The following is a 13,654-nucleotide window of genomic DNA, read 5'->3' on the forward strand; positions in this document are numbered from 1 at the left end:
CGGCGCCCGCGGTTTTCGTTTTGCGGCAGAGCGGCTCGCCCGGCCCACCCCCTGGAGCCGCTCAGCGCGTCAGCGGCGGGCGCGGGTCCTGCGGGGTGTCGCCCGGTTCGTCCCGGATGACCTCCCCCGGAACCACCTTGCCGTCGGGGCGGTGCATACGGGCCTGCTGGAAGGCGTCGCCCAGGGTGCCCGGGGCGGCCTCGCGCAGCTTGCGCTCGACAGTGCGCTCGGCGTAGTTGCTGAGGACCTTCTGGACCGGCGGGATCAGCAGGAGCAGACCCACCGCGTCCGAGATCATGCCGGGGATCATCAGGAGCAGGCCGCCGAGCATCATCAGGCCGTTGCCGCCGCCGTTCGAACTCGGGGTCCCGCCCCGCTGCAGCGCCTCGTTCAGGTTCTGGAAGGCGCGCCGGCCCGCCCGCTTGATGACCACCGAGCCGAGCACGAAACCGGCGAGCAGCAGCAGGAACACCGTGAACCCGCTCGCCGCGCCCGCGACCACGGTCAGCAGCCAGATCTCCAGCACCAGCCAGGCGGCGATGCCCAGCGGCAGGAACGTGCGCAGCCGGGAGCGCCGGGGCCGGGCGGGGTACGTGGGTGTCGGAGCGCCAGTCGTCATGCATCCAGTGTGCCTGGGCACGGCTCAGTACGGGATAAGCGGAGATCAACCGTTTCTCTGCGGTGGGAGATCAACCGTTTCTGTGCGGCGGTGTTCCTACGGCTGCGAGGGCTTGCCCCGGCCGACGATCTTGCCGACCCGCTCGCCCACGCCCCACGTCGTGACCCGCCACAGCGCCTCGACGAGGATGTCACGGCTCATCTTGGAGTCGCCGTGTTCCCGCTCGACGAAGGTGATGGGCACCTCGACGACGTGGTAGCCGGCCTTGACGGCGCGGCGGGCGAGGTCGACCTGGAAGCAGTAGCCCTGGGAGGCCACCTCTTCGAGGCCGAGGCCCTCCAGGGTCTCGCGGCGGAAGGCACGGTAGCCGCCGGTGATGTCGCGCAGCGGCAGGTCCAGGGCGAGGCGCGAGTACAGGCTGCCGCCACGGGAGATGAACTCGCGGGACTTCGGCCAGTTCACGACCCGGCCGCCGGGCACCCAGCGGGAGCCCAGGACCAGGTCGGCGCCTTTGAGGGCGGTCAGCAGGCGGGGCAGTTCCTCGGGCTGGTGGGAGCCGTCGGCGTCCATCTCGATCAGGACGCCGTATCCCTTCTCCATGCCCCAGCGGAAGCCCGCCAGGTAGGCGGCGCCCAGGCCTTCCTTGCCCTTGCGGTGCAGGACCTGGACGTGGTCGTCCTCGGCGGCGAGTTCGTCGGCGAGCTTGCCCGTGCCGTCCGGGCTGTTGTCGTCGGCGACGAGCACGTGCGCCTCGGGGACGGCCTTGCGCACCCGGCCGACGATCGCCTTGATGTTCTCCGCCTCGTTGTAGGTCGGAATGATCACCAACGCCGTGCCGAGCGGGCCGAACTGTCTCCCCCGATCCTGTGCCGCGAGGGTCCCGTCGCCGTCGTTCACTGCTGCCCCTTCATGTCCATACGCAGAGGTCCACCATAGTGGCCGCCGCCTGCGATGACGTGACAAGACGTTCGTATGGTGGTGTCGTTTCCACAAGAGCGGGGTAAGTGTGCGATTTTCGGCCGCCGGGCGTTCACCTCGCGTTCTGCGGATGGGGGCCCGGCGCCCTTCGGGCCGACCTGGGACCCGCTGGCTGCGAGTCGACCGAAAGCCGTTGTCTACTGAGCGCCCGGGCCCCACCCGGGTCACACCTCCCCGACCGGCCGGAACGTTCCCTCGCCCTGGCACGGGCGCTGAGCCTGGCTCCCAGTGGCGGTGCCCCGGTGCGGCACACCGTCCCTGACCCAGCGGCTCCGCGACGAGTCGTGGACGTTCCCCGGTCGGGCGTCCGGTGGTGGACTCGGCCGAACCTACCGGCCCGCTGCCATCGACTGTCAACAGCCGTTCGACCTGCGGGTTTTCGGTCAATGCCCTGGTCAGTGCGGAGGATACGCAGGTCGCGCGACGCGCCGGGGGCGGCCGATCGGCGCTCCGCCACCCCGGGAGATCACTCGCCCGGCCGTACGAAAACCGTCCGTCCGCCCACCACGGTACGCAGGCAGACGGGCAGGTCACGGCCCGGAGTGAGGTCGGGCAGACCGGGCGTGCCGGAGCGGGGGTCGGTCGACCAGCGGGCGACCCGGTCGTCGGGGGCCTGGACCACCAGCGCTTCGGTGCGCCACACGGCGTAGTCCGCGGGCGCGCCGGGCACCAGGGCCCCCGCGTCGTCCCGCCCGATCGCCCGCCAGCCGCCGCGCGTGTGCGCGGTGAACGCGGCCCGTACGGAGATCCGGTGTTCCGGGGTGCGGTGGAAGGCGGCCGCGCGGACCGCGCCCCAGGGGTCCAGGGGAGTGACCGGACTGTCCGAGCCGAAGGCGAGCGGGACACCGGCTCGCAGCAGGGCGGCGAAGGGGTTCAGGGTGCGGGCCCGGTCGGCGCCCAGGCGCGCGGCGTACATACCGTCCTCGCCGCCCCACAGGGCGTCGAAGGCGGGCTGGACGGACGCGGTGAGGCCGAGTTCGGCGAAGGCCGCGATCGTCTCGGGCGTGAGCATCTCGGCATGCTCGACGCGATGGCGGGCGGCCCGGACACGGGCGAGGCCGAGCTTCTCGGCGGCGGCGCGCACGCCCTCGACGACGGCGCTCACGGCGGCGTCGCCGATCGCGTGGAAACCCGCCTGAAGGCCCGCCTCGGTGCAGGCGATGACGTGGGCGGCCACGGCGGCCGCGTCCAGGTAGGCGGTGCCCGTGTGGTCGGCGTCGGCGTACGGCTGGTGCAGGCAGGCGGTGTGCGAGCCGAGGGCACCGTCGGCGAACAGATCGCCGGCGGCGCCGATCGCGCCCAGCTCGCGCGCCTTGGGGACGTCCTGCTCGGCCCAGTAGCCGACGACCCGCGGGCCGGCCTGCTCGGAGGCGAGCTTCAGGAGGCCGGTGAAGTCGTCCTCGGAGGAGATCTCCGGCCCCGCGCACTCATGGACCGTGCCGATGCCGAGGGAGGCGGTGCGGGCGAGAGCGGTGCGCTGGGCCTCGGTGCGCTGGTGCGGCGTCACGGCTGCGAACGCGGCGGCGCGTACGGCGTGATGGGCGTCGGCGGTGAGGGGGCCGTCCGTCACGCCGAGGCCGGGGCTCATGTCCAGCAGGGCCGTCGTGACGACCGCCGAGTGGACGTCGATCCGGCTCAGGTAGAGGGGGCGGCCGTCCGTCGCCTCGTCGAGTTCGGCGCGCGTCGGGGGACGGCCGCCGGGCCAGCGGGAGGCGTCCCACCCGTGGCCGAGCAGAACCCGGTCGTGCGGACGGGCGGCGGCGAAGTCCCGTACGAGGATCAGGGCCGCCTCCAGGGAGGGCGCGTCGGACAGATCGAGGCCGGTGAGCGCGAGGCCCGTCGACGTGGTGTGCACATGGGCGTCGGTGAACGCGGGGGTGACGAGGGCGCCGTCCAGGTCGATGACCTCGTCGACGCCGTCCGCGAAGGCGTCGGCGGCGCCTTCTGAGCCGACCCAGGCGACCTGGCCGCGCTCGACGACCATCGCTGTCGCGAAGGGGTCGGCCGGACTGTGGACTTCTCCGCGACGCAGCAGGACGGTGTTCGGCTCGGGGGTGCGCTCACTCATGGGCAACAGTCTCGCGCCTCGCCTGAGCCCCCCGGCACGCAGGTCGGTCAGATGCGCGGCGGCCGCGCCTCGTACGGCGTCGACAGCACGACCGTCGTCCGCGTGGACACCCCCGCGAGCGAGCGCAGCCGCGCCAGCAGCTCCTCCAGTTCGTGCGGGGTGGCCACGCGCACCTTGAGGATGTAGTTCTCGTCGCCCGCGACGCTGTGACAGGCCTCGATCTCGGGGACATCGGCCAGGCGGTCCGCGATGTCGTCCGGGGCGCTGGGGTCGAACGGCTTCACCGAGATGAACGCGGTCAGCGGCAGCCCGACTGCCTCGGCGTCGACGACCGCGGCGTAGCCACGGATGACGCCACGCTGTTCCAGCCGGCGCACCCGCTGGTGCACGGCCGACGTGGACAGGCCCGTGGCCTTGCCCAGGTCTGTATAGCTCATCCGCCCGTCCTTGACGAGCAGCTGCACGATTTGTCGGTCCAGCTCCTCCATGGCGCAAGAACCTACAGTGCCCTTGATCTCTTCGGATACCGAGCGGCGCAGGTCATACCCGGTTTGTGATGTGGCCGAGAGCCGCCTGTGAGCCGTTTGGGGGACAAAGCGACCGCGCCGGGCACCTGCGGGCGGCATGTGACGAACGCCACAGCCCTCGAACGGGCTCCGTGATGTTCCCGTGATTACCGCCGAGACGGGGCGGGAAGTGCTTGCTGTGGTCGAGGCCGCAGCGCCTTCACGGCCCAGCACGAGGGGGAGAACCCAATGCAGAGTCTCAAGCGCCCTGGTCGCACGGCACCCAAGCGACTCCAGCCTGTCGTCGAGCCCGAGCCGGAGGGCGTCGAACCCGACGCCTACGACGACGAACCCGACGCGTACGACACCTTCGAGATGTACCGGGTGATCTGCCCGGACTGCGCGCAGCCCATCGCCCTGCTCGCGGACGAGGAGGCCCTGCCGGAGCACGCGCTGTGCGCCTCGCCGTGGAACCCGTTCGGACTCACGGTCTGCGCCGGTACCGGCCGCGCCGCGTCCGAGGCCCGTCCGGCCGACGAGTCGGTGGAGCCCCAGGAGCAGGACACCGCCCTGCTGTTGACGCTCCCTCAGGGACTCGACTGGCGGACGCAGCCCTTCTCGCACGTGGGCGGCCCGGGGTCCCGCCCGATCCGGGTGCCCGTCATGCGGCGCCAGGCCGCCTGAGCGGCCTCACTCCACTTTCGTGACTGACCTGCACCATGGCTTTCGCAGGCTGCCGTGGTGCGGGTTCAGTGCGCCGAGCGGGACTTGACGCCCCGCCAGGCCGTCGGCACCGGATCGCTGGTGTGTCAGACGGATTGACGGTACGTCGGACAGTCGTCGCGGGTCGGCCCCGTCCCGACCTCCGCGAACTCACGCCCGATTCCCGGGAGCGGTGACCTGTCCGCCGTCCTCCGCGTTGTCCCGGTATGCCCCCCACCTATACAGCGATCGGGCGGCAGCGCCGCCTGTTCGTCCCCACACCGGCAAGACCGGTTCCACTTGCGCCGCCGCAGCCGCAGCCGCAGGATCCGCCCATCTACCGCGACCTGCTGCGCACTTGGGCCGACCGGGGCCGCACACTGCCTGGACGCCACGACCCGGAGTGGGTCAGGCTCGTGGCGCCCCTGGTCACGCGCGGTCAGTTCAGCGGCTCTCGGGACCCGCGAGGTGACGGGCGATGACCATCCGCTGGATCTGGTTCGTGCCCTCGACGATCTGCAGGACCTTGGCCTCGCGCATATAGCGCTCGGCCGGGAAGTCCGCGGTGTAGCCGTATCCGCCGAGGATCTGGACGGCGTCGGTGGTCACCTTCATCGCCGTGTCGGTGCAGTGCAGCTTGGCCATGGCCGCCTGCTTGGCGAACGGCCGGCCCGCGTCCCGCAGCCGCGCGGCCGCCAGGTACAACGCCCGGCCGGCCTCGATCTGGGTCGCCATGTCCGCGAGCATGAAACGCAGACCCTGGAAGTCGGCGATCGGCCGCCCGAACTGCTGCCGCCCGGTCGCGTACCCCACTGCCTCGTCGAGCGCCGCCTGGGCCACGCCGACGGCGCAGGCCGCGATACCGAGCCGCCCGGAGTCGAGCGCGGACAGGGCGATCGCGAAGCCCTGGCCCTCGTCGCCGATGCGCCGCTCGTCGGGGACCCGCACGCCGTCGAAATGAACCTGCGCGGTCGGCGAGCCCTTCATGCCCATCTTCTTCTCCGGCGCCGCGGCGCTCAGGCCCTGAGCGTCGCCGGGCACCAGGAACGCCGTGATGCCGCGCGGACCCTCCTCGCCCGTACGCGCCATGACCGTGTAGAAGTCGGCGATGCCGCCGTGCGTGATCCAGGCCTTGGTGCCGGTGATCACCCAGTCGTCACCCTCGCGCACCGCCTTGGTGCGCAAGGAGGCCGCATCCGAACCCGACGACGGTTCCGAGAGGCAGTACGCGCCGAGCAGACCGCCGCCGAGGATCGCGGGCAGGTGCTCGACCTGCTGCTCCTTGCTGCCGTAGGTGGCGAGCGCGTAGGAGGCCAGGGTGTGCACGCTGACGCCGAGGCCGACGGTGAGACGAGCCGCGGCGAGCTCCTCGAGGACCTGGAGGTAGACCTCGTACGGCTGGTCGCCGCCGCCGTACTCGGAGTCGTACGGCAGGCCGAGCAGGCCGGACTCGGAGAGCAGGGTGAAGACCTCGCGCGGGAAGCGCCCGGCGTCCTCCTCCTCGGCCGCCTTCGGAGCGATCTCACGCTGGGCGATGTCGCGGACGAGCGAGATCAGGTCCCGGGCCTCGTCCGTGGGCAATTGCCGGTCCACCGGCTGCGGGGCGCGGTCGGGCATGGCGACGCTCTCCTCCCTGTCGGGCAGATCGGCGGGGCGTGCGCCTTGGGTGGGGGCGGTTCCGCCGGGTCTCACTGGGTGCCGGCCGATGCTCGCACTCCCGGGTCACGGAAGCTGCTGACCAGCGGCTCTGCGCTGTGAGTATGCCCGATCGGAGGCACACCGTCACCAGTTAACGACCGCTTACTTCAAGAAACCTGCCTGCGGAGGATTTCCTCGGCTTCCGAACCTGGTCCGAACCATTGACGTACTGGTCTAGTCCTCCTACTGTTCGGCGCACCGCTTCATCGCGTTCATGCCAATCAGCGCGCGTTCCCCTCTCCCCCACGAGGAGACACCCGATGCTCATTCCCCACCGTCCCCGCGCCCGGTTCCGGGCGCTCGTCTCCGCCGTGTGCTGCGCCGTCCTCGGCGCCGGGCTGCTCGCCGGCGCGGGCACGGCCACCGCCACCCCCACGGCGCCCCGAGCGAAGGCCGCCGGTTCCAAGGTGATCGGCTACTTCACCGAATGGGGCACCTACGACCGCAAGTACTACGTGAAGAACATCGAGACCTCGGGCTCAGCGGCGAGACTCACCCACATCAACTACGCCTTCGGCAACGTCACCGGCGGCAAGTGCGCGATGGGCGACGCCTACGCGGCGACCGACCGGACGTACACCGCGGCCGAGTCCGTCGACGGCGTCGCCGACACCTGGGACCAGCCCCTGCGCGGCACCTTCAACCAGCTGCGCGAGCTGAAGAAGAAGCACCCGAACCTCAAGGTCCTGTGGTCCTTCGGCGGCTGGACCTGGTCGAGCGGCTTCGGCGAGGCCGCGAAGAACCCGGCCGCGTTCGCGCGGTCCTGCTACGACCTGGTGGAGAACTCCAAGTGGGCCGACGTCTTCGACGGCATCGACATCGACTGGGAGTACCCGAACGCCTGCGGCGCCACATGTGACACCAGCGGACGGGCCGCATTCAAGAACCTGATGGCCGCACTGCGTGCGAAGTTCACAAGCAGTGCGCTCGTCACCGCGGCGATCACCGCCGACGCCACGCCCGGCGGCAAGATCGACGCGGCGGACTACGCGGGCGCGGCGCAGTACGTCAACTGGTACAACCCGATGACGTACGACTACTTCGGCGCCTGGGACGCGACCGGGCCGACGGCTCCGCACTCGCCGCTGAACTCCTACTCCGGCATCCCGAAGGCGGGCTACCACAGCTCGGCGACCATCGCGAAGCTCAAGGGCCTCGGCATCCCGGCCTCGAAGCTGCTGCTCGGCATCGGCTTCTACGGCCGCGGCTGGACCGGCGTCACGCAGTCGGCGCCGGGCGGCACCGCGACGGGCCCGGCGGCGGGGACGTACGAGCAGGGCATCGAGGACTACAAGGTGCTGAAGACGAAGTGCCCGGCGACGGGGACGGTCGCGGGCACCGCGTACGCCAAGTGCGGGACCAACTGGTGGAGTTACGACACCCCCGCGACCATCGCGACGAAGATGACGTACAAGAACCAGCAGGGCCTCGGCGGCACCTTCTTCTGGGAGCTGAGCGGGGACACCGCGGGCGGTGAGCTGATCAAGGCGATCAACTAGGCGGGTCCACAGGGAACTTGGGGCCCGGGGACCCAGGGCGGAGGACCACGAGCCTCCGCCCCGACCCGTCAGGGGTCCCGGCGGGCCGGCCGCGGGGCCGGGTAGGCGGGGTCCATCTCCTCGATGGAGCGCATGGCGCCGCCGAGCAGCCTCACCAGCAGTTCGCGCATGGTGTCGCGGGAGAGTTCGGGGTGGTCGATCCAGTCGAGGGCGGCCCCCTCGACGCTGCACACCCAGGCGAGCAGGCCCATGCGGGCCAGCGGGGCGATGTCGCCGCGGCCGTACGCCCCCTCGGCTATGGTCGCGACGATCGCCTCGCGCACCCCGTCCCGGATGGCGTGCACCTCGGTGTCGAAGCCGACGCCGCCGCTGACGATGGTGCGGTAGGCGGCCTGGTTGTGCTCGGCGTAGCGCAGGTAGCTGTCGATGGTGCGGTGGACCCGGTCCACCGGTTCCAGTTCGAGGCCGCTCGCCGCGTAGGTGACCAGGTCGGCGACGGAGTCCTGGATGATGGCCAGGTAGTAGCCGCGCTTGGACTGGAAGTAGTAGTAGATCAGCCCTTTGGCGACATGCGCCTGCCGGGCGATGTCGTCCATGGAAAGTGCGTCGTACGACGTGTCGGCGAACAACTTCCGCCCGATGGCGATGAGTTCGGCACGGCGTGCGACCGAGCGCTCGGTGCCGCGGGCCCGCGGGCGGGCGGCGTCGCGCTGTTGACTGATATTCAATTTCGACCCTGGTCTCAACGGGCGGCGGGACACCCGCAGTATGGCAGGTCGGGTATGGGACAGGTCACAGCAGGCCGAGCTGGGTGACGAGCATCGCGATCACCACGACCAGGGTCCAGCCCATGGCGTGCTCGAGGAGCTTCGGGCCGTCTTCCCGGGGGCCGCCGGTACGAGCGCGGGCGGCGGTGGCTGCTTGTGCGGTCATGGCGTCTCACTGGTGTCGGACGTGCGGCGGACTCCCCCTGCGGTTCTGCCCACCTTGCCACCGTCGGCGGCTACGGCGGCGGAGACGTTGGTCACAGACGACGGCCCCCGGCGTGCCGGGGGCCGTCGCGGTACGGCTCAGCGCACGCCCACCGCCGCGAGTGCCTTGCGCTGGGGCGCGGTCGGGCGGTCCGGGAAGTACAGGTAGCAGACGCCGCCGGTGCCGGAGACGACCTTGCCGTCGGCGTTGTACCGCTTGGTCCTGAGCCAGATGTTCTCCCATTCGCGCCTCTTGTAGACGCGCCGCACGGCCTCGTTGCTCGGCGACGCCGGGTCGCCCGCGATCACGTCGCCTGCCGCGGTGAAGCCGATGACGGTCATCAGGTGCCCGGCGGTGCCGTACCCCGCCCCCGTGAGCTCCTCCTTGAGGAAGGACTGGGACGTCATGGCCGGGATGCCCGCCGCGATCAGCGTTTCGAGATCCGTGAGGGAACCGAGCCGGGTGACCACGCCCTGGAGACCCTTGAAGGTGGCCGCGTAGGCCGCGTTGAACGGCCAGTTGCCGCAGCCCGCGTACTGGTGGTCGTAGGTGAACCGGGCCGCGTGGCACACCTGCGGGTCGGCGTACGACGGGTCGACCCAGGCCAGCTGCTCGCGGGTGAGCCGGCCGCCCCAGTACTCGATGATCATCTGCGAGGAGGTGGGGCTGCACCAGGCCTCGCCGCCGTTGTCGTACTCCGGGTACCGGCCGACGTGGATCTCCTGCGAGTAGCGCGGGACGATCAGCTCCTGGGCGAGACCGGGGGCGGAGGCCGGGACGGTGAAGCGGTCGGGGATGGCGGAGCCCATCGCGCCGAGCCGCCAGACCGTGGGCGTGCTCTTCGTACCAGGCCTGCGGTAAAGGGTGAGCCGGAGGCGGTACGAGGCCAGGCGCAGGCCCGTGGCCGGGTCGTCGACGGCCAGGGTGTCCGTCCAGACGCTGCTCTTGCCGTCGCTCTGGTCGTCGACCGAGGTGCGCTTGATGTCCTGGTCACCGGCCGCCCAGCGGCCCATCACGTACCAAGGGGTGGCCGTGCCGTCGGAGTAGGTGCCCTTGAGCTCGACCTGGAGCCAGGTGCCGGCCGGGGTGTGCGCGTTCCAGGAGGCGATCGCCTCCGTGGCGGGGACGGCGAGTCGGTGGACGGGGGACGTCCAGGTCGCGTACTCCCAGGCGGCGGTCTTGCCGGTGTGCGGGTCGGTGTAGTCGGTGGTGCCCGCGGGGGCACCGATCACGACGCCCGGGCGGGTGCCCGCGACGGCCCGGGCGCCCTTCGCGGTGCCGCCGCGCCAGTCGGTGTACGTGGTCCAGAAGCGGTTGTCCACGGGGCGGGCCGGGGCCTGCGCGGGGTCCCCGGCGTCGGTCGCGGCGCCGCTCGCGCCGTCGGCGACCGCCGGGCCCGCGCCGCCCGCCACCGCGGCGGCGACCGCGGCGGCCAGGACGCTTCTGCGGGACGGCTGTTCGGCTCTGCTCATGGGCTCAGTGACCCCCAAGGTGTCCGAGTCGGGGCGGGTCCAACGCACGGCTGTGGGCCAACTATGGAGCAGCCCGCATGCTCCTGCCAGCACCTCGACCCGTGGCGCGCCCGGCAATATTGGTCTCGGCCACTGGCATGACCTGGGTGCGAGGGGCCCCTCTACCTAGAATGTCCGGGTAGAACGTCCCCCTTCCCCAGGAACAGTCATCCAAGAGCTCGCGTCCCGGATCCGCCGTCTGCCCCCGTCCTGCGGCCCGGTCCGCCTGGTCGGTGTCGACGGGCACGCCGGGTCCGGCAAGTCCACGTTCGCCGGGCAGCTGGCCAGGGCGCTGGGCGGCGCGCCCGTGCTCCGCCTCGACGACATCGCCAGTCACGACGAGCTGTTCGGCTGGACCGGACGGCTGCTGGAGCAGGTGATCGAGCCGCTCCGCCGGGGCGAGACCGCGCACTACACGCCGTACGACTGGCGCAGCCGCCGCTTCGGAGCGCCGCGCGCACTGCCGCCGGCCGCGGTGGTCCTTCTGGAGGGAGTCGGCGCGGGCCGCCGCGCGCTGCGCCCCTGTCTGGCGCACCTGCTGTGGATGGAGCTGCCGGACGAGGAGTCCTGGTCTCGCGGGCGCTCCCGGGACGGGGAGGAACAGCGGGAGTTCTGGGCCGGGTGGGTCAGGGCGGAACGACGGCACTTCGCCGAAGACCCTTCGCGGCCCTTCGCCGACCTATTGGTACGTCAGTGCGAGAAGGGATATGAGGTCACTCCCGGGCCTGCCGGGACCGTTGGACCGGACCAGACCATCACGCACGGTGACGGACCATCCGCAGTGTGCTGAACTCGTGAAGAGCCTTGCGGGACAACTTCTCGGAGTGCTTCAACTCGGCTTGACCGACGGGCCGTACAGGACTTACGTTCTCAATGTGCGGCCATTCGAGCCGCCTGTAGACGCGAAGCCCCCGGTTGTTCCCCCGTGATCGGGGGCTTCGTTCTGCCCTCTTCCCTGTTTTCGTCGCTCATTTCGAGCGCCCCGTGACACTGTTCAGTCACCCTCGGTCACCGCGCGGACTCCGCCCGAATGCTCCCACCTCGCCAAACGTCCTGTGCGCCACCCTTCGGTGGGCGACACCCGCGCAGGTACGATGCCCTCGGTGCGACCTACGGACGGCTGCTCTGCGCACCGTTGCAACTCCGGTCCGCCGCACAGCGCTTGGACCAGGCGGCCGACGGGCACCGGCCCGCCGGCGAACCAAACGGGGGCACGGTTTGTGGGGGACGTGATGGACTTCGGCACGCAGGGCCCCGAGGCCCCGGCCGACCTCGCCTGGCTGCGAGGTGTGGACGCCTACACGATGGGCGCCTATCCCCAGGCGGAGGAGGAGTTCCGCACCGCGGTGCGGATCGATCCCGGAATGGCCGACGGCTGGCTCGGACTGCACGCGCTGCGCGTCGACACGACGACCGCGCTGCTCAGGATGTTCCGGCACCGGGAGCGCTTCGGCGAACAGCGCACCCGACATCGGCGCACCCTGAACTCCTGGTACTGGCTGGGCTGGTGGGTGCAACCGGTGCTGGAGAGCCCGCGCGACCTGCTCCTCGCGCACGCCTCGCACTGGCTGGACGGCCGGCACGTCCCGGAACTCGACCGGGCCCTCGCGGGCCTGCCCCCCGTGGACGCCGACCCCCAGGTCCGTTTCCTGCACGCCTGCCGCGCCTATCTCGTCAAGGACTGGGAACAGTTGGTCCGGCACACCGACCCGCTGCTCGACGACCCCATGCTGGGCATCGAGGCGGGTCTGTTCGGCGGCATGGCGCGGGTCCGGCTGGAGATGTACGGGCAGGCCGAGCCCCTGCTGTCGGCGGCCCTGATGCGCTGCCGCAGCGAGCAGCCGCAGCGCAAGGAGCTGCGGTACTGGCTGGCGCGGGCCCACGAGGGGACGGGACGCAGTGCCGCGGCGTTGCCGTTGTACCGCGCCGTGCACCGGGTCGACCCCGCCTTCATGGACACCTCGGCCCGGCTCGCCGCGATCGCCGAGGGCGACGGGTACGACGACTCGACCGACCTGGCGGCGATCGCGCTCGCCGGGGCGGGGCAGGACGCCGTGGACGGCCCCGACGGGCTCGACCCGCTCTTCGGCACCGAAGGACGCGACCTGAAGCTCTCGGAACCCGAGCCGCCCACCGGTTCTCTGCCGTCGGCGACCGACCCTGCGGTACGCGAGAAGAGCGTCCCCACGCAGTCGCTGCCCGCCGGCCCCACCGATCCCGCGCTGCTCGAGGAGGCACTCGCCGAGCTCGAGCGCATGGTGGGCCTCGAGCCGGTGAAACGCCAGGTCAAGGCGTTGTCCGCGCAGTTGAACATGGCCCGGCTGCGGGCCGGGCAGGGCCTGCCGGTCCAGCCGCCCAAGCGGCACTTCGTCTTCTCCGGCCCCTCCGGCACCGGCAAGACCACGGTGGCCCGCATCCTGGGCCGCGTCTTCTACGCCCTCGGGCTGCTCGGCGGCGACCACCTCGTCGAGGCCCAGCGGGCCGACCTGGTCGGTGAGTACCTCGGCCAGACGGCCGTGAAGGCCAACGAACTGATCGACTCCGCGCTCGGTGGCGTGTTGTTCGTCGACGAGGCCTATTCGCTGTCCAACTCCGGTTACGGCAAGGGCGACGCGTACGGCGACGAGGCGCTCCAGGTGCTGCTGAAGCGGGCGGAGGACAACCGCGACCACCTCGTGGTGATCCTGGCCGGCTATCCGGAGGGCATGGATCGGCTGCTCGCCGCGAACCCCGGTCTGTCGTCCCGCTTCACGACCCGGGTCGACTTTCCGTCCTATCGTCCGCTCGAACTCACCTCGATCGGTGAGGTGCTGGCCGCGGAGAACGGGGACGTGTGGGACGAGGAGGCGCTGGACGAGCTGCGGTCGATCGCGGGGCATGTGGTCGACCAGGGGTGGATCGACGAGCTGGGGAACGGGCGGTTCCTGCGGACGCTGTACGAGAAGAGCTGTGCGTATCGGGATCTGCGGTTGTCGACCTATCCGGGGATGCTGACTCGGGACGACTTGTCGACTCTGCGGTTGCCGGACTTGATGCAGGCGTATGGGGAGGTGCTGTCGGGGAGGGGGCCGCAGGATCCGTCGGCCATGTGACGGATCCTG

At 71.2% G+C, this 13,654-nt stretch carries 13 protein-coding genes; 5 read left to right on the forward strand and 8 right to left on the reverse strand.

What is annotated here, in order from left to right; genetic code table 11:
* Positions 1-61: 61 nt before the first annotated feature.
* The 4 genes from fxsA to Q4V64_RS08850 all read right to left on the reverse strand — a co-directional run bounded on the left by fxsA (position 62) and on the right by Q4V64_RS08850 (position 4,153).
* Entirely contained in the window at positions 62-619 is a 558-nt protein-coding gene (fxsA, locus tag Q4V64_RS08835; RefSeq protein ID WP_124443847.1) for an FxsA family membrane protein, read from the reverse strand.
* 96 nt (positions 620-715) lie between these two features.
* A complete protein-coding gene (locus Q4V64_RS08840; protein WP_124443846.1) occupies positions 716-1,516 on the reverse strand; it encodes a polyprenol monophosphomannose synthase in 801 nt (266 codons plus the stop codon).
* A 547-nt stretch (positions 1,517-2,063) separates the two neighbouring features.
* The gene (locus Q4V64_RS08845) at positions 2,064-3,665 is read right to left on the reverse strand and encodes an amidohydrolase (RefSeq protein ID WP_124443845.1); all 1,602 of its coding nucleotides are present in this window, start codon (positions 3,663-3,665) and stop codon (positions 2,064-2,066) included.
* Positions 3,666-3,712: 47 nt separating this feature from the next.
* Entirely contained in the window at positions 3,713-4,153 is a 441-nt protein-coding gene (locus Q4V64_RS08850) for an Lrp/AsnC family transcriptional regulator (RefSeq protein ID WP_124443844.1), read from the reverse strand.
* A 267-nt stretch (positions 4,154-4,420) separates the two neighbouring features.
* On the opposite strand from Q4V64_RS08850, the gene Q4V64_RS08855 reads away from it, so the two are divergent.
* Entirely contained in the window at positions 4,421-4,855 is a 435-nt protein-coding gene (locus Q4V64_RS08855; protein WP_124443843.1) for a hypothetical protein, read from the forward strand.
* A gap of 245 nt (positions 4,856-5,100) precedes the next feature.
* On the forward strand, positions 5,101-5,355 hold the full coding sequence (locus Q4V64_RS54840; protein ID WP_124443842.1) for a hypothetical protein: 255 nt from the start codon (positions 5,101-5,103) through the stop codon (positions 5,353-5,355).
* Here Q4V64_RS54840 and Q4V64_RS08860 read toward each other — a convergent pair.
* A complete protein-coding gene (locus Q4V64_RS08860) occupies positions 5,318-6,490 on the reverse strand; it encodes an acyl-CoA dehydrogenase family protein (protein WP_124443841.1) in 1,173 nt (390 codons plus the stop codon). The genes Q4V64_RS54840 and Q4V64_RS08860 overlap by 38 nt on opposite strands.
* A 341-nt stretch (positions 6,491-6,831) precedes the next feature.
* Here Q4V64_RS08860 and Q4V64_RS08865 point away from each other — a divergent pair, with 341 nt between their 5' ends.
* Complete coding sequence (locus Q4V64_RS08865) at positions 6,832-8,070, forward strand: glycoside hydrolase family 18 protein (protein WP_124443840.1); 1,239 nt, start codon at positions 6,832-6,834, stop codon at positions 8,068-8,070.
* Positions 8,071-8,138: 68 nt separating this feature from the next.
* Here Q4V64_RS08865 and Q4V64_RS08870 read toward each other — a convergent pair whose 3' ends face one another.
* The 3 genes from Q4V64_RS08870 to Q4V64_RS08880 form a co-directional block, all read right to left on the reverse strand.
* On the reverse strand, positions 8,139-8,798 hold the full coding sequence (locus Q4V64_RS08870) for a TetR/AcrR family transcriptional regulator (protein ID WP_124443839.1): 660 nt from the start codon (positions 8,796-8,798) through the stop codon (positions 8,139-8,141).
* A gap of 64 nt (positions 8,799-8,862) precedes the next feature.
* Positions 8,863-9,003 (reverse strand): SCO1431 family membrane protein, encoded by a 141-nt coding sequence (locus tag Q4V64_RS08875; protein WP_124443838.1) that lies wholly within the window; start codon positions 9,001-9,003, stop codon positions 8,863-8,865.
* Positions 9,004-9,140: 137 nt separating this feature from the next.
* Entirely contained in the window at positions 9,141-10,514 is a 1,374-nt protein-coding gene (locus Q4V64_RS08880; RefSeq protein WP_124443837.1) for a peptidase C39 family protein, read from the reverse strand.
* 208 nt (positions 10,515-10,722) lie between these two features.
* Between Q4V64_RS08880 and Q4V64_RS08885 the strand changes: the two genes are divergently transcribed.
* Positions 10,723-11,343 (forward strand): hypothetical protein, encoded by a 621-nt coding sequence (locus Q4V64_RS08885; RefSeq protein ID WP_124443836.1) that lies wholly within the window; start codon positions 10,723-10,725, stop codon positions 11,341-11,343.
* Between the two features lie 442 nt (positions 11,344-11,785).
* Complete coding sequence (locus Q4V64_RS08890; RefSeq protein ID WP_124443835.1) at positions 11,786-13,645, forward strand: AAA family ATPase; 1,860 nt, start codon at positions 11,786-11,788, stop codon at positions 13,643-13,645.
* The last annotated feature ends 9 nt before the right edge of the window (positions 13,646-13,654 follow it).

The sequence above is a fragment of the Streptomyces sp. NL15-2K genome, from assembly GCF_030551255.1.
Classification (GTDB): Bacteria; Actinomycetota; Actinomycetes; order Streptomycetales; family Streptomycetaceae; genus Streptomyces.

Coding starts and splice junctions, on each gene's coding strand:
- Q4V64_RS08875 (WP_124443838.1), bottom strand. CDS start 9,003: ATGACCGCACAAGCAGCCACCGCCGCCCGCGCTCGTACCGGCGGCCCC.
- Q4V64_RS08850 (WP_124443844.1), bottom strand. CDS start 4,153: ATGGAGGAGCTGGACCGACAAATCGTGCAGCTGCTCGTCAAGGACGGG.
- Q4V64_RS08880 (WP_124443837.1), bottom strand. CDS start 10,514: ATGAGCAGAGCCGAACAGCCGTCCCGCAGAAGCGTCCTGGCCGCCGCG.
- fxsA (WP_124443847.1), bottom strand. CDS start 619: ATGACGACTGGCGCTCCGACACCCACGTACCCCGCCCGGCCCCGGCGC.
- Q4V64_RS08855 (WP_124443843.1), top strand. CDS start 4,421: ATGCAGAGTCTCAAGCGCCCTGGTCGCACGGCACCCAAGCGACTCCAG.
- Q4V64_RS08890 (WP_124443835.1), top strand. CDS start 11,786: ATGGACTTCGGCACGCAGGGCCCCGAGGCCCCGGCCGACCTCGCCTGG.
- Q4V64_RS08845 (WP_124443845.1), bottom strand. CDS start 3,665: ATGAGTGAGCGCACCCCCGAGCCGAACACCGTCCTGCTGCGTCGCGGA.
- Q4V64_RS08865 (WP_124443840.1), top strand. CDS start 6,832: ATGCTCATTCCCCACCGTCCCCGCGCCCGGTTCCGGGCGCTCGTCTCC.
- Q4V64_RS08860 (WP_124443841.1), bottom strand. CDS start 6,490: ATGCCCGACCGCGCCCCGCAGCCGGTGGACCGGCAATTGCCCACGGAC.
- Q4V64_RS54840 (WP_124443842.1), top strand. CDS start 5,101: ATGCCCCCCACCTATACAGCGATCGGGCGGCAGCGCCGCCTGTTCGTC.